Origin of the sequence: Sinorhizobium saheli (assembly GCF_001651875.1) — a bacterium.
GTDB classification, from domain to species: Bacteria; Pseudomonadota; Alphaproteobacteria; order Rhizobiales; family Rhizobiaceae; genus Sinorhizobium; species Sinorhizobium saheli.
Map to the genome: position 1 here is coordinate 48,446 of NZ_LNQB01000078.1, position 25,718 is coordinate 74,163.

General features: G+C 64.6%; 27 protein-coding genes. 12 read left to right on the plus strand and 15 right to left on the minus strand.

What is annotated here, in order from left to right:
• Positions 1-103: 103 nt before the first annotated feature.
• From ATB98_RS18330 to ATB98_RS18340, 3 genes are all read right to left on the minus strand, one after another.
• On the minus strand, positions 104-463 hold the full coding sequence (locus ATB98_RS18330; protein WP_066876091.1) for a response regulator: 360 nt from the start codon (positions 461-463) through the stop codon (positions 104-106).
• 260 nt (positions 464-723) lie between these two features.
• Positions 724-1,269 (minus strand): hypoxanthine phosphoribosyltransferase, encoded by a 546-nt coding sequence (gene hpt / locus ATB98_RS18335; protein ID WP_066876021.1) that lies wholly within the window; start codon positions 1,267-1,269, stop codon positions 724-726.
• 102 nt (positions 1,270-1,371) lie between these two features.
• Positions 1,372-2,025: a hypothetical protein gene (locus ATB98_RS18340; RefSeq protein WP_066876023.1), complete on the minus strand. Its 654-nt coding sequence runs from the start codon at positions 2,023-2,025 to the stop codon at positions 1,372-1,374.
• Between the two features lie 327 nt (positions 2,026-2,352).
• Between ATB98_RS18340 and ftsE the strand changes: the two genes are divergently transcribed.
• From ftsE to ATB98_RS18355, 3 genes are all read left to right on the plus strand, one after another.
• Positions 2,353-2,976 carry a cell division ATP-binding protein FtsE gene (gene ftsE, locus ATB98_RS18345; protein ID WP_234710661.1) on the plus strand — a complete coding sequence of 208 codons (624 nt, stop codon included), beginning with the start codon at positions 2,353-2,355 and terminating at the stop codon, positions 2,974-2,976.
• Complete coding sequence (locus ATB98_RS18350) at positions 2,969-3,976, plus strand: cell division protein FtsX (protein ID WP_066876025.1); 1,008 nt, start codon at positions 2,969-2,971, stop codon at positions 3,974-3,976. Before ftsE ends, ATB98_RS18350 begins: the two co-directional genes overlap by 8 nt.
• Positions 3,977-4,118: 142 nt before the next feature.
• Positions 4,119-4,817, plus strand: coding sequence for a YdcF family protein (locus ATB98_RS18355; protein ID WP_066876095.1), 699 nt, complete (start codon positions 4,119-4,121; stop codon positions 4,815-4,817).
• 60 nt (positions 4,818-4,877) lie between these two features.
• Here the strand turns inward: ATB98_RS18355 and ATB98_RS18360 are convergent, their stop codons facing one another.
• Positions 4,878-5,654 (minus strand): DUF3108 domain-containing protein, encoded by a 777-nt coding sequence (locus tag ATB98_RS18360; protein WP_066876026.1) that lies wholly within the window; start codon positions 5,652-5,654, stop codon positions 4,878-4,880.
• 344 nt (positions 5,655-5,998) lie between these two features.
• Between ATB98_RS18360 and rpmB the strand changes: the two genes are divergently transcribed.
• Together rpmB and ATB98_RS18370 are read left to right on the plus strand one after the other, a co-directional pair.
• Positions 5,999-6,289 carry a 50S ribosomal protein L28 gene (gene rpmB, locus ATB98_RS18365; protein WP_026616330.1) on the plus strand — a complete coding sequence of 97 codons (291 nt, stop codon included), beginning with the start codon at positions 5,999-6,001 and terminating at the stop codon, positions 6,287-6,289.
• 142 nt (positions 6,290-6,431) lie between these two features.
• Complete coding sequence (locus tag ATB98_RS18370) at positions 6,432-7,070, plus strand: VUT family protein (RefSeq protein ID WP_066876028.1); 639 nt, start codon at positions 6,432-6,434, stop codon at positions 7,068-7,070.
• 116 nt (positions 7,071-7,186) lie between these two features.
• Here ATB98_RS18370 and ATB98_RS18375 read toward each other — a convergent pair whose 3' ends face one another.
• From ATB98_RS18375 to ATB98_RS18390, 4 genes are all read right to left on the minus strand, one after another.
• Positions 7,187-8,179 carry an esterase-like activity of phytase family protein gene (locus ATB98_RS18375; protein WP_066876030.1) on the minus strand — a complete coding sequence of 331 codons (993 nt, stop codon included), beginning with the start codon at positions 8,177-8,179 and terminating at the stop codon, positions 7,187-7,189.
• A gap of 222 nt (positions 8,180-8,401) precedes the next feature.
• A complete protein-coding gene (gene cobT, locus ATB98_RS18380) occupies positions 8,402-10,297 on the minus strand; it encodes a cobaltochelatase subunit CobT (RefSeq protein ID WP_066876032.1) in 1,896 nt (631 codons plus the stop codon).
• A 148-nt stretch (positions 10,298-10,445) separates the two neighbouring features.
• The gene (cobS, locus tag ATB98_RS18385) at positions 10,446-11,441 is read right to left on the minus strand and encodes a cobaltochelatase subunit CobS (protein WP_066876034.1); all 996 of its coding nucleotides are present in this window, start codon (positions 11,439-11,441) and stop codon (positions 10,446-10,448) included.
• Positions 11,442-11,517: 76 nt separating this feature from the next.
• Positions 11,518-12,153, minus strand: a complete 636-nt coding sequence (locus ATB98_RS18390; RefSeq protein WP_066876035.1) for a J domain-containing protein — start codon at positions 12,151-12,153, stop codon at positions 11,518-11,520.
• A gap of 139 nt (positions 12,154-12,292) precedes the next feature.
• On the opposite strand from ATB98_RS18390, the gene ATB98_RS18395 reads away from it, so the two are divergent.
• Complete coding sequence (locus ATB98_RS18395) at positions 12,293-12,574, plus strand: BolA family protein (RefSeq protein WP_066876036.1); 282 nt, start codon at positions 12,293-12,295, stop codon at positions 12,572-12,574.
• Between the two features lie 132 nt (positions 12,575-12,706).
• On the opposite strand, the gene ATB98_RS18400 is transcribed toward ATB98_RS18395, so the two are convergent.
• Genes ATB98_RS18400 through ATB98_RS18410 form a run of 3 tightly spaced genes read right to left on the minus strand, consistent with a single transcriptional unit; the run spans position 12,707 to position 15,727 of the window.
• Positions 12,707-14,014, minus strand: coding sequence for an HlyC/CorC family transporter (locus ATB98_RS18400; RefSeq protein ID WP_066876038.1), 1,308 nt, complete (start codon positions 14,012-14,014; stop codon positions 12,707-12,709).
• A complete protein-coding gene (gene aroB, locus ATB98_RS18405) occupies positions 14,011-15,144 on the minus strand; it encodes a 3-dehydroquinate synthase (protein ID WP_066876040.1) in 1,134 nt (377 codons plus the stop codon). The genes ATB98_RS18400 and aroB overlap by 4 nt, the downstream gene beginning before the upstream one ends.
• Positions 15,145-15,148: 4 nt before the next feature.
• Positions 15,149-15,727, minus strand: a complete 579-nt coding sequence (locus tag ATB98_RS18410) for a shikimate kinase (protein ID WP_066876042.1) — start codon at positions 15,725-15,727, stop codon at positions 15,149-15,151.
• A 180-nt stretch (positions 15,728-15,907) separates the two neighbouring features.
• On the opposite strand from ATB98_RS18410, the gene ATB98_RS29060 reads away from it, so the two are divergent.
• The 5 genes from ATB98_RS29060 to ATB98_RS18430 all read left to right on the plus strand — a co-directional run bounded on the left by ATB98_RS29060 (position 15,908) and on the right by ATB98_RS18430 (position 19,945).
• Positions 15,908-16,057, plus strand: coding sequence for a hypothetical protein (locus ATB98_RS29060; RefSeq protein ID WP_153435401.1), 150 nt, complete (start codon positions 15,908-15,910; stop codon positions 16,055-16,057).
• Positions 16,054-16,995: a site-specific tyrosine recombinase XerD gene (gene xerD, locus ATB98_RS18415; RefSeq protein WP_066876043.1), complete on the plus strand. Its 942-nt coding sequence runs from the start codon at positions 16,054-16,056 to the stop codon at positions 16,993-16,995. Before ATB98_RS29060 ends, xerD begins: the two co-directional genes overlap by 4 nt.
• Before the next feature lie 62 nt (positions 16,996-17,057).
• Positions 17,058-18,011: an acetyl-CoA carboxylase carboxyltransferase subunit alpha gene (locus ATB98_RS18420; RefSeq protein WP_066876046.1), complete on the plus strand. Its 954-nt coding sequence runs from the start codon at positions 17,058-17,060 to the stop codon at positions 18,009-18,011.
• A 264-nt stretch (positions 18,012-18,275) separates the two neighbouring features.
• Positions 18,276-19,709, plus strand: a complete 1,434-nt coding sequence (locus tag ATB98_RS18425) for a L,D-transpeptidase family protein (RefSeq protein ID WP_066876048.1) — start codon at positions 18,276-18,278, stop codon at positions 19,707-19,709.
• Entirely contained in the window at positions 19,709-19,945 is a 237-nt protein-coding gene (locus ATB98_RS18430) for a sulfurtransferase TusA family protein (protein WP_066876050.1), read from the plus strand. The genes ATB98_RS18425 and ATB98_RS18430 overlap by 1 nt, the downstream gene beginning before the upstream one ends.
• Before the next feature lie 12 nt (positions 19,946-19,957).
• On the opposite strand, the gene ATB98_RS18435 is transcribed toward ATB98_RS18430, so the two are convergent.
• A complete protein-coding gene (locus ATB98_RS18435; RefSeq protein ID WP_066876052.1) occupies positions 19,958-20,953 on the minus strand; it encodes a helix-turn-helix transcriptional regulator in 996 nt (331 codons plus the stop codon).
• 183 nt (positions 20,954-21,136) lie between these two features.
• Positions 21,137-21,268 carry a hypothetical protein gene (locus ATB98_RS30375; protein WP_268801794.1) on the minus strand — a complete coding sequence of 44 codons (132 nt, stop codon included), beginning with the start codon at positions 21,266-21,268 and terminating at the stop codon, positions 21,137-21,139.
• Between the two features lie 163 nt (positions 21,269-21,431).
• Between ATB98_RS30375 and ATB98_RS18440 the strand changes: the two genes are divergently transcribed.
• Positions 21,432-23,255: a M10 family metallopeptidase C-terminal domain-containing protein gene (locus ATB98_RS18440; RefSeq protein ID WP_066876054.1), complete on the plus strand. Its 1,824-nt coding sequence runs from the start codon at positions 21,432-21,434 to the stop codon at positions 23,253-23,255.
• 26 nt (positions 23,256-23,281) lie between these two features.
• On the opposite strand, the gene ATB98_RS18445 is transcribed toward ATB98_RS18440, so the two are convergent.
• Both ATB98_RS18445 and ATB98_RS18450 read right to left on the minus strand, forming a co-directional pair.
• Positions 23,282-24,430: a CobW family GTP-binding protein gene (locus ATB98_RS18445; protein ID WP_066876056.1), complete on the minus strand. Its 1,149-nt coding sequence runs from the start codon at positions 24,428-24,430 to the stop codon at positions 23,282-23,284.
• A gap of 117 nt (positions 24,431-24,547) precedes the next feature.
• Complete coding sequence (locus ATB98_RS18450; protein ID WP_066876097.1) at positions 24,548-25,630, minus strand: D-alanyl-D-alanine carboxypeptidase family protein; 1,083 nt, start codon at positions 25,628-25,630, stop codon at positions 24,548-24,550.
• Between the last annotated feature and the right edge of the window lie 88 nt (positions 25,631-25,718).

The window sequence follows — 25,718 nt, forward strand, 5'->3', positions numbered from 1 at the left end:
GTCGCAGTCCCCTCTCCACGTCAGAGCGGAGAGAGGGGGTAGTCCTCGGGTTTAACTCGAGGATTACCCTACGTTCCCCGTAATGGTTGGTGCGCGGTGGCTGTCAGGCGGCGAGCGCCAGGGCAACGGCCTTGCGGATGTCAGGCAGGGAAAACGGCTTGGAGATCACGTCGATGACCTTGCCGGTCAGGTCGTCGGTGCGCTCGCGCTGCTCGGCATAGCCGGTCATCAGCAGGATCTTCAGCGCCGGGAAAGCGGCGGACGCCTCGTGCGCGAGCTCGATGCCGTCCATGACCGGCATGCGAATGTCGGACAAAAGCAGATCGAACCGCTGGTCGCGAAGACGGGCGAGCCCGTCGGCTCCATCCCCGGCCTCCACCGTTTCATGTCCGTCGAGTTGCAACGCCCGCGCCACAAATGAGCGCAGGGCATCCTCATCCTCGGTAATCAGGATTCTCGCCATCATGGCCTCCCGTCTTCATCTCGGGGAGCGCCGGCGTCCGTCGGATGCCAGGCACGCTCCATTGCATCTGCGTACCGGGCTCCGCTCCATCGCGGTCGCGATACTCCCTCAAACAAACAGCTTTGTGTTTGCTTTCGGTAAACGCGATGAGACGTATTTTAACGAACGGGTTGTATTTCCACAGGCAACGCCCGTAAAAGGCGCTACTGCATGCCTCCTTGAACCGATCCCGGTTTAAGGAAAGTCACGCCGCCAGCGGCTTATTGCGCGTCGCCCGTCACCACCCCGACGAACGGCAATTCGCGGAAGGCATAGGCGACATCCATGCCGTAGCCGACGACGAAATGGTCCGGGCATTCGAAGCCTACATAGTCCGCTTCCAGATCGACGCGACGCTTCTCCCGCTTGTCGAGCAACACGGCGATCGTGACGTTGCGCGCTCCGCGTTCCAGAAGCAGATCCTTGGCGAAGCGCAGCGTCCGGCCGGATTCGAGGATATCGTCGATCAGCAGCACGTCGCGGCCATGCACGTCGCTGTCAATATCCTTGGTGATCCTGACGCCCTTGGATTCGGTTCCGGTGCCGTAGCTCGAAAGCGTGATAAATTCGACCTCCGGTGCGAGGCCCGCCGCGTGCATGGCGCGAATGAGGTCGGCGGCGAAGATGAAGGAGCCCTTGAGGATGGAGATGACCAGCAGATCCTTGTGCGGGCCGCGAACGATTTCGTCCGCCATTTCCCGGTTGCGGGCGGCGATCACTTCGGGACTGTAAAGGACTTCGATATTCTTACCGCGAACGACGGGCATGCGGGTTTCTCCGTTTCGTCAGGAAGAACCAGCCTTCCCTTTTGGGATCACGGGGTCCGTTCGAGCAGACGTCGTCGTGATCTCAGGCGCGGATTAGCACAATCAGCGATCGGAAACACTGTTTTCCGCAAAGGAAACCGTCACCTCCGGCATTTTTCCGCCGCCATAGGGAAGCCGGGTCACGAACCCGCGGCTCTCGCCGGGGGCGATCGGTGCGCCTTCGACCGTCAGACGCGTCGTCGTTACGCTGCGTCCGTTGCTCGCCACGTCGACCATGATCGGCGGCAGGCGCTGCTCGCGCCCGGACCGGTTGTCGATCGTGCCATAGACGGCAAGCACCCGCATGCCGCCGGAATAGTCGAGCGACGTGGTGATGCCGTCGATCGCGAGCGGAGGCATGTCGGCCTGGCCCTGGCCGCTGAAGCCGGCGATCAGCAGGAAGGCGGCGAGCCCAAGGCCGGTCGCGAGGCCGGCAAAGCGTCGCGACGGCATGGCGCGCAGCCGCGCCTCGACCATGGTCACGACCCGCCCTGCCGCGCTCTCACGGTCAAGGCTTCCGGGACGCACGCGTATCCTTCCGGCGGGTCGGCGATTGTCGTTGAAGACCGGATAGGGGCCGCGCCGGCCGGCGGCCGCGATCGTCTCGAACTCGACGTCGACATAATCGAGACGCCGCGGCGCGGCGGTGCCCGAACGCGGGGCACGCTCCGGCGGAATGAGATCGATGCCCGCGGTCTTTGCGCGAAATGCCTGCATGGGCGTTCTCCCGTCACGGGCGTCGCGTCTTGCGGACGGCGAAGTGCCCATGGCTTTTTGCGTTCGCGCAATGCCCGACCCGGGGAGCGAGATTGAGGGCATTGCATCAAATCCTGACGACACGTAAACGGAAATGGTTAATCTTTCGCAAAGAGGGCCGTGAAAGCGGCGCCTTTTCATGGAAAATTAACGCTGGCTTAACCAGAGTGCCGCGCGGTTTTGCCTCGGCTGGCGCGCTGGTCTATGCCGGCGGCGGATGTCGAGGTCGTGAAGAGAGACTGGGCTGTCCCATTGATTCATTTTGAGAACGTCGGATTGCGCTATGGCATGGGACCGGAAATCCTCCGGGACCTGACCTTCGACATTCCGCGGCGGTCGTTCCAGTTCCTGACCGGCCCTTCGGGCGCCGGCAAGACGACGCTGCTGAGGCTCCTCTTCCTGTCGCTCAAGCCGACCCGCGGCCTGATCCGCATGTTCGACCGCAACATCTCCTCGATCCCGCGCGAGGAATTCCCGATGCTGCGCCGCCGCGTCGGCATCGTCTTCCAGGACTTCCGCCTGCTCGACCACCTGACGACTTACGAAAACGTCGCGCTGCCGCTGCGCGTGCGCGGCAAGGAGGAGGCGAGCTACCGCTCCGACGTGCTCGAGCTTCTCAAATGGGTCGGGCTCGGCGAGCGCATCAACGTGCTGCCGCCGGTGCTGTCCGGCGGGGAGAAACAGCGTGCCGCGATCGCCCGGGCGCTGATCGACCGGCCGGAGATCCTGCTTGCCGACGAGCCGACGGGCAACGTCGACCCGCCCATGGCGCGCCGGCTGCTCAATCTCTTCCTGGAACTGAACCGGCTGGGAACGGCCGTGGTCATCGCCACGCACGACCTGTCGCTGATGGACCAGGTGGAAGCGCGTCGGATGATCCTGTCACAGGGGCGGCTCGACATCTATGAATGAGACCCGCGCCCTCCGCCGCGAACCCGATCCGCCGCCGCAGCGCCGCGCCGAGATGCGCGTCCGCCCCACCGGTCCGATCGTGCCCTCGGCCAACGTCTCCGGCCATGCGCTGATGTGCGTCATCGCCATCATGTCCTTCCTCGCCTGCCTGACGCTCGGCGGCGTCAGCATGGTGCGGGCGACGGCGCAAAGCTGGCAATCGCAGATCTCGCGGGAGATCACCATCCAGATCAAGCCCGACGACAACCTCGACATGGAGAAGGCGCTCGCCGATGCGCGCGACCGGGCGCTGACCTTCAGCGGCACGACGGGCGGCACCATCATCGACCTCGCCGCGACGGCGCGCCTGCTGGAGCCCTGGCTCGGCGGCGGCTTGGACCTTGACGAGCTTCCCGTGCCGCGGCTCGTCGTCATCACCATCGACGAGAACAATCCGCCCGATTTCGTGGCGATGCGCAAGGCGCTGACGGAGATCATCCCGCAGGCCTTCCTCGACGACCACCGCACCTGGGTGGATCGGCTCGTGGCGATGGCGAGCACCACCACCATGATCGGCACCGGCGTCCTGGTGCTGGTCTTCTCCGCCATGGTGCTGACGGTCGTCTTCGCCACCCGGGGGGCTCTCTCGGGCAATCGCCATATCGTCGAAGTCCTCCACTTCGTCGGCGCCGAGGCGGGCTTCGTCGCCTCCGAATTCCAGAAGCATTTCCTCCGGATCAGTCTCAAGGGCGCCGGCGCCGGCGGCCTGCTTGCGGCGCTGTGCTTCGCGATCGCCAGCTTCTGGCAGTCGCAGACGCTTGCGACGCCGGAGACCGACCAGGCGACCGCCCTGTTCGGCACCTTCGCCATCGGATACACCGGCTATCTCGGCATTTTCGCGATCATCATCGTCATCGCACTGCTGACGACGCTGACGGCGCGCCTCACGGTCATGCGCACGATCTACGAGATCGACCTGATAAGATCGGATCCGGGCCGCACGGATACCTATCAGGGCTGATGCATGTCGCTCTGAAGCGCCCCCGCACGAAGACATTTGGCCGCGACGCGCTTCAGGTCATGAATCGCTCGCAATCGATCTATTCCCTGCCGTAATCTGCGGCTATGTGAAGAGAATCATGATGGAGCTGCGCGAGAGCGGGATGGTCGAAAGGGGCAAATGGCTGGAGCGGGCCGCGCGCCGCCGGCGGTCCCGCAGCCTCATGCGCAAAATACTGCGTCGCGGCTTTTTCGTCCTGCTTGCGTTTCTCGCCGTCTTCATCGCCGGCTTCCTGCAATTCGCCGATACCGTCGCCTCGCTGCGGCCGCCGCCCTCGCCAAAGGCCGACGCGATCGTCGTGCTCACGGGCGGGTTCCAGCGGATCGACCAGGCGGTCGACCTGCTGAAGGCCGGAGCCGGCAAGCGGCTGCTGATCTCCGGCGTTCACCCGTCGACGACGGGAAGCCAGATCCGCCGCAACACCCAGAGCTCGGCCGACCTCTTCAAATGCTGCGTCGACATCGGCCACGAAGCGATCGACACGATCGGCAATGCGACCGAGGCGTCGCAATGGATTCACGACCGCGGCTACCGCACGATCCTCGTCGTCACCAACAACTATCACATGCCGCGCAGCCTGCTCGAACTGCGCCGCGCCAGGCCCGAGGCGGAGTTCATCGCCTATCCCGTCGTCAATTCCGACCTCAAGACCACCAACTGGCTGCGCAATCCGCGCGTGCTGAAGGCCATCCTACTCGAATACGGCAAGTACTCCGTCGCATCGCTCCGCGACGCGGTAGGCGCGCGTTCGACGAACGGACTGAGGGCCGAGCCCTCGCGCGTGACGCCGGCCGAGAAGTGACGCCACCGGCGGGCTCAGCGATTGAGCGGCCCCCTGCCCGCCGGCTGTGCGGCGCCGCCGTCAACCGCCGAATCGTGTTGCCGAAACGGTGACCGGACCGATCTTCGTCGGAATGCGCGCATAGACCGGGGCGTAGACGTCCATGCCGTTCGCCTTGGCGTACCAGATTTCCATCGTCTCCAGGCGCCTGAGGTATTCGACGTCCTCGCGCCCCTTCCTGTACCCGGCCTTCGGTACGAAGCGGATGCCGCAGACGATCACTTCGCCCTCGAACCCCCTGGTCCGGAAATTTCGCGTCCCCTTGGGCGTCAGCCTGATGTCAAGCCGCGATTCGCCGTCGAAGATCGGCAGGGTATTGGGGCAGACCCGGGCATTGGCAGGGATGATCAGCCCTGAGAGCGGGTCGAGCACATTGCGCATGTCGCGGCTCGTCACCGGCACCCAGTTCTTCGGCAGCGGGGTTCGCTTCGGCACCATGCTCGAACGCACGACGTTGCCGTTGCGGAAGCTGACATTGATCGCGCGCGCCTTCCTGCCGCTGCGATAGGACAGCGAATATTCGGTGGCCCTGAGCCGGTCGCGGCCGATCACGCCGGACACGCGGGTCTGGCCCGTGGTGCGGCTGATGATGTCCATCAGCCCGGCCGAATTCAGCGTGCCCGAAATCGTGTAGCGATTCCTCTCGACCTCGGTGTGGAAGCTTGCCCGCGCCAGCGGCAGGCCGGCAAGGGCGATGCTGTAATCCGTCTGGTGCTCGATCTCCGCGGCGAGCGACGCTGTGGAAAACACCATTGCGGCCAGGAGTGCCGGCGCGCGAAGACCCATGCGCAACTTCATGCCCGAATGCCCCGTCCTTGTTGCTGTCGCAATCCCTTGAAATGCATGCGGTTTGCGGCTTTTCTAGGCCGATCGCGGCAAAATCCCCCTGCCTCGACGCCAGGAAGATTTAGCGCATCGGCAGCCGGCTTGGAACGGGCTTGTGCCTCCGAAAAGCAATGGTATTTTACCCTTCGGCACGCGGAAAGGCGCTGGTTTTTGGCGAACGCGCAGGTTTGGCTTGACTGGCGCGCCGTCACTGACTATAGAACCGCGACTTTCCAATAATGGCCAACAGGAACGCGGCCTGGGCTCTGGGCCCGCTACCGCATTGTCCGGCGGCGATAATAGAGAATAGGTGTACCATGTCCCGTAGTTGCGAATTGACCGGCAAGGGCGTCCAGTCGGGCCACAATGTCAGCCACGCCAACAACAAGACCAAGCGCAAGTTCCTGCCGAACCTGTGCAACGTCACGCTGATCTCCGATGCGCTCGGCCAGCGCTTCCGCCTGCGTGTTTCCGCTGCCGCTCTCCGCTCGGTCGAGCACCGCGGCGGCCTCGACGCCTTCCTGCTGAAGGCCGACGAGAACGAGCTCAGCATGCGCGCCCGCCTGCTGCGCCGCCAGATCGTCAAGAAGGTTGCCGAGGCCGCCTGATCGGCGCCAGCACCTCTGACAAGAGCTTGAGAAGGCTTGCGGGTTCGTCCGGCAAGCCTTTTTCTCGTGTCGCCTGCATTCATCCGCCGGCTGCGTTCGTCGCAGCCTTCATTTCACTGGTGGCATCACCCAGGATAAAAAAATGCTGATCAACCGATCTTTCCTTGTCTATGTCTCGCTGATGACCTTCGTGGTCGTCGCCTCGAATTTCCTCGTGCAATATCCGCTTCCGGGGTCGATCGCCGGCATGCAGCTCGGCGACCTCTGGACCTGGGGCGCCTTCAGCTATCCCTTCGCCTTCCTCGTCACGGATCTGACCAATCGCCATTTTGGGCCGCGAATCGCCCGCCGCGTCGTGGTCGCCGGCTTCGTCGCCGGCGTGACCCTGTCGATGTATCTCGCCACGCCGCGGATCGCGATCGCTTCCGGTTCGGCCTTCCTGTTCGGCCAGCTTCTCGACATCGCCGTCTTCAACCGGCTGCGGCGTCAGAGCTGGTGGCGCGCGCCGCTCGCCGGCTCGCTCATTGGGTCGGGCCTGGACACGGCGATGTTCTTCTCCTTCGCCTTCGCCCCGTTCTTCGTCTTCCTCGGCCCGAACGACGGCTTTGCGCTGGAGACGGCTTCCCTCCTCGGCCTGCTTTCGCTCGATGCGCCGCGCTGGGTCTCCTGGGCGCTCGGCGACCTTCTGGTGAAGATCCTTTGCGGCATCGTCCTGCTGCTCCCCTACGGAGCCCTGATGAGCGTGATCAAGCCGATGCCCGCCGCCAAGGCAACGGCCTGAACGGACGATGAGCATCATCGAGCCTACGGCGCCGCGCGTCGTATCGACGCGCAATGGTCGCCGTAGCACTTTGAAGCGCTGCATGTTTCAGGAAACATGCAGCAGCGGCCCTGTTTCTATTTGCTGAGACGGAATTCGAGCATCAGATTGCGCTCGAGGATCGAGTGGTTGTCATCGGAGACGACGATCACCCGGATCTCGCCATCGGGCCGCACGACGACGTCGAGCGCTTCCATATTGTCGATCTGGTAATTCATGTCGGCTTCGAGAATGACGGCCCCGTGGGCGACCGCGCCCGGACGGATGTCGGCGGCCTTGACGCGGCGAATGCGCATGCCGAGGCCGGAGGCGAGATTGAACCGCCGTTCGAGGAGAAGCAGGTCGCCGTCGGGCAGGAAGGCGCCGTCGGTGACCGAATAGGGGTCCTCACGCACCACCGCGAAGGTCCCCTTCATGGGCCCCTCCAGGATCGCCGCCAGCAGATTGTCCTCCGGGTCGACGCTGCGTTCCGACACGACGACCGCGGCGCCGGCCAGCGGTCCATCCGCCGGCGCGATCGCGATCGTCTCCAGGCCGCCATTGCGGCGCAGCTCCTCGACCGGAAACGTAAGAGCCAGCTGGCCGATGGGCCTCGCATGGGTGAAACCGGGGTCGGGATAGATTTCGATGCGCGCCAATTGCTCGAAGCTGACGATCGCCTGCCCCTTGCGCAGGGCCAGGCCTTCGGCGTCGACCCTTGGTTTCTCGAGCTGCGCGGCGCCGTTGCCGTTGGTCATCGACGTCACCGTCAGATCGGTCAATCCCTCGAGTCCGCCCGCATCGTCCCTGATGATCGCGCCCTCGACCCAATGGCCGGTATCCATCACGGCGACGAAGGAATCGCCGTCCGGACGGAAACGAATCGCCGACAGCGCGCCGAACAGCGGGTTGGCCGAGGTCATTTCGATGCCGCCGATGAATTCGAGCGCACCGAAGACCCGCTCGTCGGAGCCGACCTGGAATTGCTGGATCTGCCGGCTCCTCACCGGAACGATCTCGCTCAGTGGCTCCGCCACGGCGACCGCCGCCGGCAACAGCAGGGAGAGAACGACTAGGCTTCGGCGGAGCATCGGCGGCAGGACCTTCCGGAGGATCGGGAATTTGTGGCTGGGACGACTTCGCTACCCCGCGAGCGGGCGGCAAAGGCTACTGCATGTCTCCTTGAGGCGACCTCGATTTGCGGACGAAGACATGCAGCAATTCAAAATGCTACAGCGACCTTTGCGCGTCCGATAAGACGCGCGGCGCTGTCGTTTTGCGACGTCAGGTGATTCCACCTCATGCAGAACGCTCTAGCCGGCGCGACGCATTCGCCCCGAACGGCGGTGCAGGCTCTCGTCTTCGAAGAGTGCTGCGAGCTGCTCGGTCATCGCCCCCGCCAGCTCGTCGGCATCGACGATCGTCACGGCACGGCGGTAGTAGCGCGTCACGTCATGACCGATGCCGATCGCCAGGAGCTCGACCGGCGAGCGCGTCTCGATCTGCTCGATCACCGCGCGCAGGTGGCGCTCCAGGTAGTTGCCGGGGTTCACCGAGAGGGTGGAATCGTCGACCGGCGCGCCGTCCGAGATCATCATCAGGATGCGCCGTTGCTCCGGCCGGCCCAGCAGGCGGTCATGCGCCCACATCAGCGCCTCGCCGTCGATGTTCTCCTTGAGCAGCCCCTCGCGCATCATCAGTCCGAGATTGCGGCGGGCACGCCGCCAGGGCGCGTCCGCGGACTTGTAGACGATATGGCGCAGGTCGTTGAGGCGGCCCGGCGCCTGCGGCTTGCCGCCGGCAAGCCATTTCTCGCGCGATTGCCCGCCCTTCCACGCCTTGGTCGTGAAGCCGAGGATCTCGACCTTGACGCCGCAGCGTTCCAGCGTGCGCGCGAGGATGTCGGCGCAGGTGGCGGCGACGGTGATCGGCCGGCCGCGCATGGAGCCGGAATTGTCGATCAGCAGCGTGACGACCGTGTCGCGGAAATTCGTGTCCTTCTCCCGCTTGAAGGAAAGCGGCTGCATCGGATCGATGATGATGCGCTGCAGGCGTGCGGTGTCGAGATAGCCCTCTTCGAGGTCGAACTCCCAGGACCGGTTCTGCTGCGCCATCAGGCGGCGCTGCAGCCGGTTGGCGAGGCGTCCGACCGCACCCTGCAGGTGGGCGAGTTGCTTGTCGAGGAAGGCGCGCAGCCGGTCGAGCTCCGCCTCGTCGCAAAGTTCCTCGGACGTGATCGTCTCGTCGAACTCCCGCGTATAGACGGTGTAGTCGACCTTCTCGTTGAAATCCGCGAAGGGGTGGTTCGGGCGCTTGACCTCGCCGGGCGTCTCGCTGTCCTCGTCGCCCTCGTCCTGGAGGTCGTCGTCGGAAATCTCGGCGCCGTCCATCTCGCCTTCTTCCATCTGCTCCTCGGCAGACTGGTTTTCCTCGGCGGGGGCGGTGTCGGTCCCTTCCTCCTCCTCGGCGGCGTTCTCGTCCTCCTCCTGGCTGCGCGGCTGGTCCTCGTCGCTCTCGCTCTCCTCCTCGTCCGGCTCGATGTCGTCCTCGCCGTATTTCTCGGCGACATCCATCGAGGCCAGCATGTCGCGCACGACCCGGGCGAAGGCCTGCTGATCGTTGATCGTCGTCGCCAGGTTGCGCATGTCGGCCCCGGCCTTCTGCTCGATGAAATCGCGCCAGAGGTCGAGCACCTGGCCGGCCGACGCCGGCGGCTTGTCGCCCGTCAGCTTCTCGCGCACCATCAGCGCCACCGCCTCCTCGAGCGGCGCATCCCCTTGCGCGTCGATCGCCGAGAAATTCGCCTTGGCGTATTTCTCCTCCAGCATCGAGGAGAGATTGTCGGCGACGCCCGGCATCCGGAGCGCCCCGATCGCCTCGACGCGCGCCTGCTCGACGGCATCGAAGATCGCACGGGCATCCGCGCCTTGCGGCGACATGGTGGCGTGGATGCGGGCATTGTGGCAGGCCTTGCGCAGCGCCATGGAATCGCCGAGGCCCCGCGCGACCGCCAACTCATGGCGGGTCGGGCGCTTGGAGAATTCCGGCAAGCGGATGCGCTCGCCCGTCATCCCCGGCCGCTCGTTTGCAAAGGCGACCTCGAGCTCGGCATCGCCGGCGATCGACCGGATGCAGCCGGAAAGCGCCCGCTTGAACGGTTCGGCGGCGTTCTCCCTCGTAGTCGGTTTCGCCTTGGAATTCGAGCTCACGACAATTCCTTCTTCAGCCAGGCCGGCCGTTATCCGAGCGCATCGATCTTAATGGATTGGAGCGGGACATGCGTGAAAAAACAATCTCCCGCCCACAGGAGCAGCGGCGGCAGCCCGGCCTCTCATCGAAGCCGGAGCCGCAGCAGCCTCAAGCCGTCGCTTCCAGCACGATGTTGGCGGCGCTCTCCTTGAGCTCGACGCCGAAGGCACGCTGGTAATGCTCGGCGACCAGCGCCCGCTCCAGCTCATCGCACTTGTTGAGGAAGGTCACGCGGAAGGCGAAGGCGATGTCGCCGAAGATATAGGCGTTCTCCGCCCAGGTGATGACCGTGCGCGGGCTCATCACGGTCGAGAGGTCGCCGTTGATGAAGGCTGCGCGCGTCAGGTCGGCGACACGCACCATCTTCGATACCGTATCGCGTCCCTTGTCGGCGACGAATCCCTTGACCTTGGCCGCGACGATGTCGACTTCCTTGTCATGCGGCAGGTAATTGAGCGCGGTCACGATCGACCAGCGGTCCATCTGCGCCTGATTGATCTGCTGCGTGCCGTGATAGAGCCCGGTCGTGTCGCCGAGACCGACGGTGTTGGCGGTCGCGAAGAGCCGGAAGGCCGGGTGCGGGCGGATGACGCGGCTCTGGTCGAGCAGCGTCAGGCGGCCGGAGGATTCGAGCACGCGCTGGATCACGAACATCACGTCCGGGCGGCCGGCGTCATATTCGTCGAAGACGAGCGCGACGTTGTGCTGGTAGGCCCAGGGCAGGATGCCGTCCTTGAACTCGGTGACCTGCAGCCCGTCCTTGACGACGATCGCATCCTTGCCGACGAGGTCGATACGGCTCACATGGCTGTCGAGGTTGACGCGCACGCAGGGCCAGTTGAGCCGTGCCGCGACCTGCTCGATATGCGTCGACTTGCCGGTGCCGTGGTAGCCGGAAACCATGACGCGACGGTTGTGGGCAAAGCCGGCAAGAATGGCGAGCGTCGTTTCCCGGTCGAAGAGATAGTCCGGATCGATTTCGGGCACATAGGCATCGCCCTTCGAATAGGCGGGCACGCGCAAATCCGTATCAATGCCGAAGACCTCCCGGACCGAAATCGTCGTGTCGGGGAGGTTGGAAATATCGAGGTCGATCTTGCTCATCATCACTCCAGAGCGGCCGCCGGACGGCATCCGCGCATTCGCCTGCAAATAGTATTTTCTGTCATAATCCGCGTTGTTAGCAGAAGCCAGCCTGTTTTAACAATTGATAGGCTTGAATAACCGCCCGAAAGCGATCTTCCGATCCCCGGTCTCCGCCATTCGCGTCGGGATGGTGTTTCTTGACGAGGTCCTTGTAGGCGGCCTTGATGTCGCTGGCGGTCGCAGACGCCGCAAGCCCCAGCGTTTCAAAGGCCTTGGCCTCGAGCGACTTCAGCTTGCGCAGGCGCGGTTCGTGCCGGCTGGAGCGGGCCCGCGCCTCGTTGAAGAAGCCGAAGGGATCGCGCATGCGCGCCTGCGCCCCCGCCGTGCCGGAGCGCATCTGCGACGGCGTCGGGCCGTGGCGGGCATTCTTGTTGACGCCGACCGTCCAGGTCGGGCGATGACCGGTCACCGCTTCCTTCTGGTAGCGGGCGATCTCGGTGTCGGAGAGGCCGGAAAAGTAATTGTAACCCTTGTTGTATTCCTTCACGTGCTCGAAACAGAACAGGAAATATTCACCCTCGGCATTGCGGCCGACGGGTGCCCGATGCACGCCCTTCTGCTCGCAGCCGTCCCACTGGCATACCGGCGCAGACGGCTCCACCCGCGCCTGCCCCCGCGGGCGCGTTCGGATGCGATCGAAGTATTTTGAATCGAGTTTCATGACGCACATTATGGGGATTGCGGGCGGTCACAACAAGAATTGACAAAGCGGAATGTTGCTGGCTTTGTGCGGGCATTTTGAGATCGCGAGGAACCTCGTCGGCCCTTCGATTGCGAAGCGATCCTGCGCAGGGAAATTGGACGGAAGCATGTCGCTGCAAAGCCGTATCGAAGAGAAGCTCCGGAAGGCCTTCCAGCCCGAGCGCCTGATGGTGATCAACGAGAGCCACCTGCATGCCGGCCACCAGGCCGGCTTCGACGGCGCCGGCGAAACGCATATGCGCGTCCGCATCGTCTCCGGCGCCTTTGCCGGCGTGAGCCGCGTGGCGCGCCACCGCATGATCAACGATCTCCTGAAGCCTGAGCTCGATGCAGGGCTTCATGCGCTTGCGGTGGAACCTGCAGCACCGGGAGAGCCGACGCGCTGGTGAGCGTCGCGGCGAATCGCCCGGAGACTTTGCGCTCGAGCGGGATGCGCTCACATGCGTTCGCGCCACCGCCCTGTCCGTTTGTTTTTGCCGCATTGTGCGACGTCAGGTGATTCCACCTGACTGCAAAATGCCTTAACCCACCTGCCCCTCGTCGTCGGCGGCGCGGATGCGCAGTTTGGTGATCCGGTTCTTCACCCGCTTCATGACGATGAAGCGCTTGCCGTAGAAGGTGAAGGCCTGGCGCTCCTCCGGAATGCTCTTCGACTCGTGGATGACGAGGCCGGCGACCGTCGTCGCCTCCTCGTCCGGCAGCGACCAGTCGAGCGCGCGATTGAGATCGCGGATCGGCACCGATCCATCGACGACGATCGAGCCGTCGGCCTCCTGGCGGACGCCCTGGATGTCGAGATCATGCTCGTCGGCGATGTCGCCGACGATCTCCTCCAGAATGTCCTCGAGCGTGACGAGCCCCTGGACCTGGCCGTATTCGTCGACGACGATGGCGAGATGCAGCTTGCGCCGGAGGAAGGCGTTGAGCTGGTCCTTGAGGTTGGTGGTGTCGGGAACGAACCACGGCTTCTGGGCGATCTTGACGATGTCGATCGTCTCCGGCTGGACATCCGGCTCGGCGAGCGCCCTCAACAGGTCCTTGGAATGGACGACGCCGATGATGTTGTCGGCGGAACCGCGCCAGAGCGGCAGGCGCGTGAACGGGCTCTGCAGGATCTCCCGCACGCAGACCTCCGGCGGTTCCTCCGCATTGACCGCCCGCATCGCCGTGCGGTGGACCATGATGTCGGAAACCTCGAGCTCCCCGAGGTCGAGCACGCCGCCCAGCCGGTCGCGGTCCGCCTTGACGACCGCGCCCTCCCGGTGCAGCAGGTCGACGGCCTCTCTGAGTTCCTCCTGCGCCGACAGCATCGGCCTGTCGGCCGAAAGCGTCACGCCGAAGAGGCTCAACAGGCGCCGGACGAGCGCATTGATGAGCGCCGACACCGGACCGACGACGGCCACGAAGGGCCTGACCAGGGGCGCCACGGCGACCGCGAACCGATCGGGAGAGGCAATCGCCCAGCTCTTCGGCAAGACCTCGGCAAAGACCACGAGCAGCACCGTCATGGCGAAGGTGGCGATGGCCACCGCTAAATTGCCGACGAGACCGATCAGCAGGCTCGTTGCCAGCGACGTCGCGAGAATATTGACGAGATTATTGCCGAGGAGCAGCGTTCCGACCAGGCGGTCACGCCGCTCGATCAGCCGGTTGGCGATGCGCGCGCGCCGCTCGCCGCCGCTTTCGAGCATGTGCATGCGCGTCCGCGAGGCCGCTGTGAGCGCCGCCTCCGCGCCCGAGAAAAAGGCCGACAGCAACAGCAGACAGGCGACCGAGACGAGAGATAGCCAGTGTTCCGCCACGAAGGCCCATAACGCGCCGGCGCTCATTGGGGGTGTTTTTCCTCAAGGAAGCTCAGCACCTCGGAAGCCGGAACGTCGTCCGCCACGAAGGACTGGCCGATGCCCCGCGTCAGAATGAAGGTGAGCTTGCCGCCCTTGACCTTCTTGTCCTGGGCGATCGCCTCCATCAGCCGCTCGGCCGGAGGCAGGCTGCCCGGAATGTCTCCCATCCGCGTCGGCAGGCCGACGGCCTGAAGATGCGCCTCGACCCGTTTGGCATCATCCGGGCTCGCGAGGTTCATCCGGGCGGAGAACGCATGCGCCAGCACCATGCCGATCGCCACGCCCTCCCCGTGCACCAGGCGCTTGCTGTCATATTCGGTCGCCGCCTCCAGCGCGTGGCCGAAGGTATGTCCGAGATTGAGGAGCGCCCGCATGCCGTTTTCGCGCTCATCGGCGGCAACGACATCGGCCTTCGCCTGGCAGCTGACGGCGATCGCCTCGATCCGAGCCGGACCGCCGGCGAAGACCGCCTGCCAGTTCCGTTCGAGCCATTCGAAGAAGGCGGGTTTGTCGATCAGCCCGTATTTCACGACCTCGGCATAGCCGGCGCGGAACTCGCGCGGGCTCAACGTGTCGAGCACGCCGGTATCGGCTAGCACGAGGTCCGGCTGATGGAAGACGCCGATCAGGTTCTTGCCGTGCGGCGAATTGATGCCGGTCTTGCCGCCGACGGAGGAATCGACCTGCGCCAGAAGCGAGGTCGGAACCTGGATGAAGCGGGAACCGCGGCGCACGATGCCGGCGGCAAAGCCGGTGAGGTCGCCGATCACCCCGCCGCCAAGCGCGATCACCGCGTCGTTGCGCTCGATCCTGGCGCCGAGGATCGCCTCGCAGACCGGGATCAGATGCTCGAAGCTCTTGGTCTTCTCGCCCGCCGGCAGGACGAGGGAAACCGCATCGATGCCGCTTTGCTCCAGGCTCGCCATCAATGGTTCGAGATAGCGCGGCGCGACGTTCTCGTCGGTGATGACCGCCATCTTCCGGCCCTTGAGCCGGGACGCGATCTCGCGTCCCGCCGCGGCGATCAGGCCGGGACCGATGAGGATGTCGTAGGAACGGTCGCCGAGGTTCACGCGGACCTTGCGTTCGGCGGCGGGCATCACATGGCTGGTCATGGCTTCAGGCTTTCTGATGATCGGCGATGGCGGCAAGGACTTCCTCGACCATCGTTTCCTTTTTCACGTCGCGCGAGACGACCACGAGGTCCGCCTCGGCATAGATCGGGTAGCGGGCGCGCATCAGGTTCTCGAGCGTCTGCTTCGGATTCTCCGTCTTCAGCAGCGGCCGGGTGTCGCGCTTGTTGACCCGCTCCCAGAGCACATCGAGCTCCGCGTTGAGCCAGATGGTCAGGCCGCCCCTCTTGATCTGCCGCCGCGAGCGTTCGTTGATATAGGCGCCGCCGCCGGTCGAGACCACACGCGGGCCGGACCGCAGCAGCCGCTTCAGCACGCGCGCCTCGAGCGCCCGGAACTCCTCCTCGCCATAGGCCGCGAAGAGGTCGCTGATCGTCATGCGCGACACCCGCTCGATCTCATGGTCGGAATCGACGAAGGGAATGCCGAGCGCCTGCGCCGTCAGCCGGCCGATGGCCGATTTCCCTGCCCCCATCAGGCCGATGAAAACCAGGTTGCGCTTACCGAGGGCGCGCTTCGCCCGTTCGGCAAGCGTCGCGGAAACCGGTTCGGTCACGTCGTTCATTGCGCTTCATATTCCCCGTTCCTCTCCGGTATCGACAAATCGGCGGGGAGCGTCAAGTCGCAGCAGAGGGATGGCGCGGCCTTCTTGAACTGGACGGCGGAGCCGTTCATATAGTCACGGCACTCGACGATCGCGTCCTTGACCGGCTCCGATTTCAGGCGTCGTGCAGAGGAGACTGAAATGCCGACCCTCTTCCGCTTCCTGTTCTTCTGCGCCGTCCTGGCCGCCATGGTCTACGGCACGATGGTGGCGCTCGTCACCTTCGTCGAGCCGGTGGAGCGGGACGTGACGGTGCGCATTCCCTCGGAACGGGTCAACAAGCCGCAATGACCGACCTTTCAGAGGCCCACCTCGAAGCCTTCCTGGAGATGATGAGCGCCGAGCGCGGTGCCGCGGTCAACACGCTGCAATCCTACGAGCGCGATCTCAAGGACGCATTGTCCTTCCTGCGCGGGCGCGGCACGCGGCTCATGACCGCCACCCCCGACGATCTCAGGAGCTACCTCTCCCACCTGGCCGGCGAGGGCTTCAAGTCGTCCTCGCAGGCCCGGCGGCTTTCGGCGCTCAGGCAATTCTACAAGTTCCTCTACGCGGAGGGGCTGCGCGGCGACGATCCGACCGGCATCCTCGACGCACCGAAGAAGGCGCGCGCCCTGCCGAAGACGCTCAGCATCGACGACGTCACCCGGCTGATCGGCCAGGCGGAGGCGGAGGCCGGGTCCGGCGGCGAGGACGCGCTCTCGAAGTTGCGCATGCATGCGCTGATCGAGCTCCTCTACGCGACCGGCATGCGCGTCAGCGAGCTGGTGTCGCTGCCGGCGAGCGTGCTTGCGCAGAGCGGCCGCTTTCTCGTCATTCGCGGCAAGGGCAACAAGGAAAGGCTGGTGCCCCTGTCGCAGGCGGCGATCCGCGCCATGCGGGCCTATGGCGAGGCGCTCAGGGAAAACGCCGACGGGGCGGACAGCCCCTGGCTCTTCCCCTCCTACGGCAAGACCGGCCATCTGCCGCGCCAGGTCTTCGCCCGCGACCTGAAGAGCCTCGCGGCGCGCGCCGGCATCCGGGTCGCCGCAATCTCGCCGCACGTGCTGCGCCATGCCTTTGCCAGTCATCTGCTCGCCAACGGCGCCGACCTTCGCGCCGTGCAGGAACTGCTCGGACACTCGGACATTTCGACGACACAAATATATACGCATGTGCTGGAAGAACGGCTGCACGCGCTCGTGCAGAACCATCACCCCCTTGCCAAACAGGCGAAAAAACAGGATTAGGTCCGCCGGACAGATTGGCTTGGCAGGGCGACCTTGTCGACAAACGATCGGAAACGCATCTGATGCACAACTATCTCGACTTCGAAAAACCCATCTCTGATCTCGAAGGCAAGATTCTCGAACTGAAGAAACTCGCCGGCGAGGACGAGAGCGTGAACACGTCGGACGAGATCACGCGGCTCGAAGGGCGCGTCCGCGACGCGATGGCCGAGATCTATTCCAAGCTGTCGCCCTGGCAGAAGACGCAGGTCGCCCGCCATCCCTCGCGCCCGCATTTCCTCGACTATGCCTCCCACCTCTTCACCGAGTTCACGCCGCTTGCGGGCGACCGGAACTTCGCCAATGACGATGCGATCCAGGCGGGGCTTGCGCGCTTCCGCGGCTCGCCGGTCGCCGTGATCGGCCAGGAGAAGGGCAACGACACCAAGTCGCGCATCAAGCACAATTTCGGCAGCCCCCGCCCCGAAGGCTATCGCAAGGCCGTGCGCGTCATGGAGATGGCCGACCGCTTCGGCCTGCCGCTGATCACGCTGATCGATACCGCGGGTGCCTATCCGGGCGTCGGTGCAGAGGAGCGCGGCCAGGCCGAGGCGATCGCGCGCTCGACCGAAATGTGTCTCAACGTCAAGGTGCCGATCGTCACCGTGGTGATCGGCGAAGGCGGTTCGGGCGGTGCGATCGCGATCGCCACCGGCAACCGCGTCTACATGCTGGAGCACGCGATCTACAGCGTGATCTCGCCGGAAGGCGCGGCCTCGATCCTCTGGCGCGACTCGACGCGTGCGAAGGAAGCGGCCGCCAACATGAAGATCACCGCGGAGGACCTGAAGGCGCTGGGCGTCATCGACGGCATCATCCCCGAACCGGTCGGCGGCGCGCACCGCGATCCGGAGGCGGTCATCAGCCGCACCGGAACGGTGATCGCCGACGCGCTCAAGGAACTTTCCGCCCGCAACGGCGAAGAGCTCAGGGCAGATCGCCGGCAGAAATACCTCAACATCGGCCGCAATCTCTAAAAACGGCTGTCGAGGCTGCGCCGCGCCAACCCGCTCGATCCGGCGCGATCGGAACCATCGCGATCAAATGCCCGCGGCGGCAACCGGAAATCGACTGTGGCCAAATCTTGGCCATATTCATGAGGTCATGAGGGATAGCCATTCGCAGGGGGCGCCTGCACGGTTAAGATTTCGTGAAGAATAATGACTTACTGATTCGTTGACGCCGGCCATTCCAGGATGCGGCGTGCTCGGATGGATTGTGGCTAGAACGGGCTTTTGCCGATGCGTTTCAGGAACCTTGTCGTCACCGCCGCTATCGCAGCAGCACTTGCCGGCTGCACCAACGAAACGCTCGACAGCGTCAATCTTTCCAACGTCAAGAACAAGACCGAGTACCAGCTTTCCGGCAAGATCGTCGGCAAGATGAGCGAACTCGGGATGCAGAAGACGTCCCCGATCCTGCTGCGCATCTTCAAGGAAGAGGGAACGCTCGAGGTCTGGAAGGCGAATACCGCCAACCGCTTCCAGCTCCTGAAGAACTACAAGATTTGCGCGTGGTCCGGAAAGCTCGGTCCGAAGGTGAAGGAGGGTGACCGCCAGGCGCCCGAGGGATTCTACCCGCTCTATCCGCACCAGATGAATCCCAATTCGAGCTACTACCTCGCGATCAACACCGGCTATCCGAATGCCTATGACAAGGCGAACGGGCGCAGCGGCACGCATCTGATGATCCACGGCGCCTGCTCCTCGTCCGGCTGCTATTCGATGACCGACGAGCAGATCATCGAGATCTTCGCGCTCGCGCGCGACGCCTTCAAGGGCGGCCAGGAATACGTGCAGCTGCAGGCCTTCCCCTTCCGCATGACCGCGGAGAACATGGCGCGCCACCGCGACAATCCGAACATCGAATTCTGGAAGATGCTGAAGGCCGGCTACGACCAGTTCGAGGTGACCAAGCGGCCGCCGCAGGTGAATGTCTGCGAGAGGAAATACGTCTTCAACCAGCAGACCGACGGCAAGTTCAACCCCGCCGGCCAATGCCCCGCCATGACGACGCCGCCGGCGCTCCAGGTGGCCATGGCGTCCTACGAGAAGGACTATCAGCGCGACTACGAGAAGGCGCTGAAGAAGTTCGAAGGCATGGTCTGGTACGAGCCGACCGAGGCCGAGCGCAAGGCCATCGTCGCCGACCAGCGCAAGGGCCGCGAGCTCGCCTACGCCCCGACCGGCACCTCGCTCGATGCCGGCAAGCTGATGAAGGTGAGCGATCTCGAAAAGAGGCTCGCCGAACAGAAGGAAGCGGAGGAAGCCAGGCAGGCCGCACTGATCCAGAAAGAGGCGCTGGAGAAGGCGACGCGCGAAGGCAGGAACGTGCCCGTGCCGCAGCAAAGCCCGATCGAGCGCCCGGTCCGGCAGGCGGCATTGCCGACGGCGCCCGCGAAGAAATCCTTCTGGAACCTGTTCTCGAAGGGTGAGCCGGAGGCCGCGGCACCCGCACCGGCCCCCCAGGCCCCGGAACAGGCCCCCGAACAGGCCGCCGCCCAGCCGGCAGCGCAGCAGCCCGCCGGCGGGCAGCAACCTGCCCAGCAAGCAACCGCGCCGTCGGAAGCCAATCCGCAAGTGGCGACCGCCCCGGCCGCAAACGCCGAGGCGGCACCGGCGGCTACGGAACAACCGCCGAAGAAGCGCCCGTTCTGGAAGATCTGGGGCAATTGATGCCGGACGAAGCAAGGGTCGTCTACGATTTGAGGGGGCTGAAATGCCCCCTTCCCGTTTTGAAGACGCGGAAGCGCATGGCGACGCTCGGACCGGGCGCGCTGATCGAGGTGACGACGACCGACCCGCTCGCGGTCATCGACATCCCGCATTTCTGCAACGAGGACGGGCACCGGCTGGAGGAGGCGATACCCATCGAAGGCGGCCATCGCTTCCTCATCCGCAAGAGGGCCTGATCGATACCGCGCCTACAGAGGCCGCGTCCGCCGCTGGCTGTAGCATCGGGCGAGGTCGGCGGATGGAACGACGCCGAAAGTTGCGCGGTATTCCTGGGAAAAACGGCCCAGATGCATGAAACCCCAGCGCCGGGCGATTTCCGCCACCGTGGCTGATGGATGGGCGTTGACGATGTCATGGTGAGCGCCTTCGAGGCGCAGTTGCCGAAGATAGGCCATCGGCGTGGCGTTCAGGAAGCGGCGGAAGTTTGCCTGCAGGGCGCGTACGCTGACGCCTGCGGCGGCAGCCATATCGGAAATGGTGATCGGCATCGCCGCATGGGCCCTGGCAAATTCCAGCGCTCGTCGAACCTGTCGCGGTGCGATGGTCCGTACCGGCGCATTGAGATCGGACAATGTGTGGCGCAGGTTTTGCACCATCAGCAGACAGAACATCTCCTTGAAGCTCGCCAGCGCGATCGGCGAGACCTCGAGGTTCTGGCCGCCGCACATGTCGTCGCGGAAGAACCGCATCAGCTTGAAGAGATGGCCCGCCGGACCGCCATTGAGGTCGTGCAAGGGAGCGAACTCGAAGCCGGTCGGGAGCAGCCGCTCGAAACTGCTGGCAAGCGCCGCCTGCACTGCGCTTCGCGGAACGCAGAATCCCTCTGCGGCCGAACCTGCGCCGATCTTCAGGGCGGAATAGCGGTCGGCGGAGGTCAGCAACCCGACCCCCGGCGTCACTCCATGCCGGATGCCGCCGGTCGCCAGCTCGTAGTGCGTGCCATGCTCGACGAAAAACATGAAGTCGTCGCCTTCGAGGTTCACCGAGAAGGCGCGCTCCGTCGAGCTCGACCCGGACCAGGCCACGAGGTCGCCGGCACCTTGGGCGCTGAAGGAAAAGAGGCCGCGGCGGTCGGAACTGAGCGGCCTGTAGCAAGCCAGGTCTTTCTCCGCCGACAACCACTCGGAGACATCCCCCGTCCCGAGCGATGTCTCCTCCAATCGCATCGTCAGAATTTCGATCAATCAGCACCTCTCACGGCCCGCGGTTTCAGAATTGCGGAGTCAGGACTTGCCTTCCGTAACCCGTGCCGGGCCCGGCAACAAGCGCACAGCGCTCGATCCTCGATAAAGGAATTGCGCGTTGAGAGTCTGGTCATGCCGGAAGGCGAGGACCGAAGCACGCCGCATGGCGTGATACGACGCGCTTCAGAACTTCATCCCGGGCGGCACATTGGCGATCTCGGCGGTATCGCCCTGCCCCGCCACATCGCCGCCGGTCTTGGCGGTCTTGTCGCCGCTGCCACGACCGGCTCGCCAACGCCGTGTACCATTGGGCAAGCGTCGCAAGCATGCCGCTATCGGCTGAATTCTGCGGGCAAAAGCGCCTGATCGCGCACCCTCTATCCACTTGGCGCCAAAGACGTGAGAAGTCCCGTTGCGGCGATCGGGAGCCGTCGTTATCCGACCTCGGGTCGAAGCAGGTCGAAACGGAAAATCATCGATGGCAACCACCTACAAGCGTGTCGGTTCTTCGAAGAACGCGGTCATCGACGGTGTGATCGGCGGCTATGCCTGGACGTCGAAAACGCTGACCTTCGGGTTTACCAAGCAGGACATAGACAAGAACGGCATCGACGATTTCGCGGAGGGAGACTGGAAGGACTTCTATCGCGAGATGTTTGCGGACATCGCGGCCTGCATCGACGTGACCTTTCGTGAAACGTCGGTCGCCAATGCGACGCTGAAGCAGACGCTGCTCGACACCGGCGGCGGCGGGTTCTCCGGCGGACCGGGGCCGACCGAGGATACGGTGACGACCGCCGTCGGCATCGACCCGAAGAGCGTCAAGTCGGCCGCCGACATCATTCGCCTCGGCACCTTCTCGGACGTCTGGCTGCATGAGATCGCCCACAGCCTCGGCCTCAAGCACACGCATGACTCGATCGCCGGACCAACCTTGCCCGGGGTCGCCGACGAGGACGACAAGGGCACGGGCCTGCTCAACTCGTCGATCTATTCCGTCATGGGTTATACCTATGCCTTCTGGGGCGAGGACAACCCGTTCACCAAGGCCAAGGATTTCGGGGCGACGCTGAATGCGCAGCCGGGCTCGCTCGGCGCCATCGATATCGCCGCTCTCCAGCATATGTACGGTGCGAAGACCCACAACACGGGCAACGATGTCTATCGCTTCAGCGACGACGTCGACTTCAACCGGGGCTATACGACGCTATGGGATACGGGCGGCATCGATACCATTGCCTATGCCGGCACCAGCCGCGCGAAAATCGATCTCCGGGCCGCGACGCTGAAGGCGGAGATCGGCGGCGGCGGGTGGCTTTCCACCTCCGAAACGCTGACCGGCGGGTTTACCATCGCCAATGGCGTGGTGATCGAAAACGCCAAAGGCGGTCCCGCGGCGGATATCCTGATCGGCAACGCGGCCGGCAACGTTCTCGATGGCGGCCGCGGGGCCGACCAGATGCAGGGTCTCGGCGGCAACGACACCTATGTCGTCGACAATGTGGCTGACCGCGTCTCGGAAGCAGCTTCGGCCGGAACGGATCTGGTGAAGAGCAGCGTCTCCTTCACGCTTGGCGCAAATCTCGAGAACCTGCTTTTGACGGGAAGCCTCGGGGTCAATGGAACGGGCAACGGCCTCGCCAACAGGCTCACCGGCAATGGCGCCGCCAATGTCCTGAGCGGCGCTGCGGGCAACGACACGCTCGACGGGGGACAGGGAGCCGACACCCTCATCGGCGGAGCGGGCAACGACACCTACGTCGTCGACGACAAGGGCGACAAGACGATCGAGGCGAAGAGCGCCGGGACCGACCTGGTGAAAAGCAGCATTTCCCTGACGCTCGCGGCCAATGTCGAGAACCTCGTGCTGACCGGCAAGGCAGCGCTCAGCGGAAAAGGCCATGCACACTCGAACGCGATAACCGGCAATGCCGCGGGCAACAGGCTGGACGGCGGAGCCGGCAGCGACAGTCTTTGCGGGAACGCAGGCAAGGACCAATTCGTGTTCAGCACGGCGCTCGGCGCGAGCAATGTCGACCATATCCGCGATTTCTCGGCCACCGACGACACGATCGTGCTGTCGGGCAAGATCTTCGCGGCACTGCCCTCCGGCACCCTTTCGGCGGGTCTCTTCAAGGACATTGCGGTCGCCAAAGTCGACGCAGGCGATCGGCTTCTCTACAACAGCGACAGCGGCGCCCTCTTTTACGATGCCGACGGTTCGGGCGCGGGCAAGGCCGTGCAATTTGCTCATCTGGACAACAAGGCGGCAATCACCTTTGCCGACTTCTTCATCGTGTAAATCGCGGTGCCGGGCGGCGCCCTCCGTCAGAACTTCATCCCGGGCACGGCGAGCGGATTGTCGGCAAGCGCCTCCGCATCCGCGCGGTCGACGCCCGGCTTGCCGGTGAAGGCGTCGAAGAGGTCGCGCACGAAGGCTTCCTCGAGCCCCCTGGTGATCAGCACCATCCGCGTGCGGCGGTCGGCGGGATCGGGCCAGGCGGCAAGCCGTTCCGGCGCGTGGAAGACGGTCTGGACGCCATGGAGCACCACCGGCCGCTCCGGATTGTCGGCGACCGAGACGATCGCCTTCATCCGCAACAGCTTTTCGCCGTGCGCCGAGCGCAGGAGATCGATGAACATCTCCAGCGCCCTCGGCGCGATCGGCCGATCATGCACGATGCTGAAGGAGCGGATGTCGGAGCCGTGACGATTGACGTCATGGCGGTGATGATGCCCGTGATCCTCATGGTCATGGTCATGGTGATGGGCATGGTGATGGTCGTGGTCGTGGCGATGATCCGTCTCGTCCTGAAGCCAGCGGCCGACATTGGCGACCTTGGTCGACGCGTCATAGAGCCCGCAGGCGAAGAGCCCGGCGCGACCCGCCTCTTCCGCATCGCCGTCGATGATCGGCGCGCGTGGATTGAGGTCCCGCAAAACCGCCGTCAGCGCATCCACCTCTTCGTCCTTGGCAAGGCTCGCCTTGCTGATGACGAGCCGGTCGGCGACGGCGACCTGCTTCAAGGCTTCGACATGGCCGGCGATCGTCTGCTCGCCATTGACCGCATCCACCACGGTGACGACACCGTCCAGCCGGAAGTTCTGCGCGAGGACCGGATTGCCGAGGACCGATTGCAGCACCGGCGCCGGATCGGCAAGACCGGTGGTCTCGATGATGACGCGCCTCAGCGGCTTGACACGGCCCGTCTGCATCCGGTCCATGAGATCGGCCAAAGTGTCGACGAGCGCGCCCCGCACCGTGCAGCAGAGGCAGCCGTCGGAAAGCTCGATCACGCCGTCGCTCGATGCCTCGACCAGCAGATGATCGATCGAGACATCGCCGAACTCGTTGATGATCACGGCCGTGTCGGCAAGCGCCGGATCCTTCAGCACGCGGTTGAGAAGGGTCGTCTTGCCCGCACCGAGAAAGCCGGTGAGGATCGACACCGGCACCACCGGCAATGCACCGTTCATGGCAGACTCCGTTCAGACAACGAGGCGGTCGGTTCTCCCCAGCCGCCCCGAAACGCGCCGCATTCGATCGAACTCATCCGCCGCGCAAAACCGCCGCACGCTTTCGGGCGACATGCATCAAAAACTCGGGCGCGGAACCGGGATCGGCACATTGGCGATCTCGGCGGTATCGCCCTGCCCGCCCACATCGCCGCCGGCCTTGGCGGCCTTGTCGCCGCTGCCGGGAATGAGCCCGGCGAATGCCAGCTTCAGCGGCCGGTCGATCTCGTGGATATAGGGCGAAAGCAGCTTCTGCCGGCCGGCCTCGTCCCGGCCTTCGCTCCGGACCTTCGCGGCCTGCTTCGAGCAGATCTCCTTGCTGATGTCCGCGACCACGTCCCGGGTCTCACCATAGGGAGCGATCTCAGGCAGCGACCGCTTTCCCGCATTCGTCGTCGTCAGCGCCATCTGAAGGAGCCTTGCAGACTCGTCGGCACGGGCGCCGAGGCTGTCCTCGCCGAGCACGACCGAGACGACCCGGCGGCCGCTGCGGGTCGCCGACGAGACCTGGTTGAAGCCGGAGGCGCAGATGAAGCCGGTCTTCATGCCGTCCGCCCCTTCGAACCGGCCGATCAGCATGTTGTAGTTCGCATAGTCCTTCTTGCCGGTGGTGAAGCCTTCCAGCGCGAAGTAGGAGGCATATTCCGGGAATTCCCGCTTCAGCGTGATCGCGAGCACCGCAAGGTCGCGGGCCGTCGTGTACTGCCCCTTGCCCGGCAGCCCGTTGGCGTTGATGAAATGCGACGACGTCATGCCGATGCGGCGCGCCTCCGCATTCATCCGTTCGATGAAAGCCTGCTCGGACCCGCCGACCGTCTCGGCGATCGCAACGGCGACGTCGTTCGCCGACTTGACGAGCATCATCTTCAGCGCGCTGTCGAGCGTCATCGCCTGGCCGGGCTTGTAGAACATCTTGCTCGGCGGCTCGGATGCGGCATTCTTCGACATCACCACCGGGCTTTCCAGCGTCAGCTGCCCGGCCTTGATCGCCCGGAAGGTCGTATAGGCCGTCATCAGCTTGGTCAGCGATGCCGGATACCACCTCTGGAAAATGTCCTGATGCTCGTAGACCTTGAGCGTGTCGACATCGACGACCAGCCGCGGATTGGCCGATGCGGAGAGCGTCGCGACCAGGAACATCGCACAGGCACCCGCAAGCACGCCCATAGTGCCCGCCCTGTCGCGCATCACGAATCGAGCTATCGCCACAATCCCCACCTCGAAATTCCGCAGTTGCCTCGTATCGTCC

Excerpts from the sequence above, each read along its gene's own strand:
- ATB98_RS18330 (WP_066876091.1), bottom strand. The coding sequence starts at position 463 with ATGGCGAGAATCCTGATTACCGAGGATGAGGATGCCCTGCGCTCATTT.
- hpt (WP_066876021.1), bottom strand. The coding sequence starts at position 1,269 with ATGCCCGTCGTTCGCGGTAAGAATATCGAAGTCCTTTACAGTCCCGAA.
- ATB98_RS18340 (WP_066876023.1), bottom strand. The coding sequence starts at position 2,025 with ATGCAGGCATTTCGCGCAAAGACCGCGGGCATCGATCTCATTCCGCCG.
- ftsE (WP_234710661.1), top strand. The coding sequence starts at position 2,353 with ATGGGACCGGAAATCCTCCGGGACCTGACCTTCGACATTCCGCGGCGG.
- ATB98_RS18350 (WP_066876025.1), top strand. The coding sequence starts at position 2,969 with ATGAATGAGACCCGCGCCCTCCGCCGCGAACCCGATCCGCCGCCGCAG.
- ATB98_RS18355 (WP_066876095.1), top strand. The coding sequence starts at position 4,119 with ATGGTCGAAAGGGGCAAATGGCTGGAGCGGGCCGCGCGCCGCCGGCGG.
- ATB98_RS18360 (WP_066876026.1), bottom strand. The coding sequence starts at position 5,654 with ATGAAGTTGCGCATGGGTCTTCGCGCGCCGGCACTCCTGGCCGCAATG.
- rpmB (WP_026616330.1), top strand. The coding sequence starts at position 5,999 with ATGTCCCGTAGTTGCGAATTGACCGGCAAGGGCGTCCAGTCGGGCCAC.
- ATB98_RS18370 (WP_066876028.1), top strand. The coding sequence starts at position 6,432 with ATGCTGATCAACCGATCTTTCCTTGTCTATGTCTCGCTGATGACCTTC.
- ATB98_RS18375 (WP_066876030.1), bottom strand. The coding sequence starts at position 8,179 with ATGCTCCGCCGAAGCCTAGTCGTTCTCTCCCTGCTGTTGCCGGCGGCG.
- cobS (WP_066876034.1), bottom strand. The coding sequence starts at position 11,441 with ATGAGCAAGATCGACCTCGATATTTCCAACCTCCCCGACACGACGATT.
- ATB98_RS18390 (WP_066876035.1), bottom strand. The coding sequence starts at position 12,153 with ATGTGCGTCATGAAACTCGATTCAAAATACTTCGATCGCATCCGAACG.
- ATB98_RS18395 (WP_066876036.1), top strand. The coding sequence starts at position 12,293 with ATGTCGCTGCAAAGCCGTATCGAAGAGAAGCTCCGGAAGGCCTTCCAG.
- ATB98_RS18400 (WP_066876038.1), bottom strand. The coding sequence starts at position 14,014 with ATGAGCGCCGGCGCGTTATGGGCCTTCGTGGCGGAACACTGGCTATCT.
- aroB (WP_066876040.1), bottom strand. The coding sequence starts at position 15,144 with ATGACCAGCCATGTGATGCCCGCCGCCGAACGCAAGGTCCGCGTGAAC.
- ATB98_RS18410 (WP_066876042.1), bottom strand. The coding sequence starts at position 15,727 with ATGAACGACGTGACCGAACCGGTTTCCGCGACGCTTGCCGAACGGGCG.
- ATB98_RS29060 (WP_153435401.1), top strand. The coding sequence starts at position 15,908 with ATGCCGACCCTCTTCCGCTTCCTGTTCTTCTGCGCCGTCCTGGCCGCC.
- xerD (WP_066876043.1), top strand. The coding sequence starts at position 16,054 with ATGACCGACCTTTCAGAGGCCCACCTCGAAGCCTTCCTGGAGATGATG.
- ATB98_RS18420 (WP_066876046.1), top strand. The coding sequence starts at position 17,058 with ATGCACAACTATCTCGACTTCGAAAAACCCATCTCTGATCTCGAAGGC.
- ATB98_RS18425 (WP_066876048.1), top strand. The coding sequence starts at position 18,276 with ATGCGTTTCAGGAACCTTGTCGTCACCGCCGCTATCGCAGCAGCACTT.
- ATB98_RS18430 (WP_066876050.1), top strand. The coding sequence starts at position 19,709 with ATGCCGGACGAAGCAAGGGTCGTCTACGATTTGAGGGGGCTGAAATGC.
- ATB98_RS18440 (WP_066876054.1), top strand. The coding sequence starts at position 21,432 with ATGGCAACCACCTACAAGCGTGTCGGTTCTTCGAAGAACGCGGTCATC.
- ATB98_RS18445 (WP_066876056.1), bottom strand. The coding sequence starts at position 24,430 with ATGAACGGTGCATTGCCGGTGGTGCCGGTGTCGATCCTCACCGGCTTT.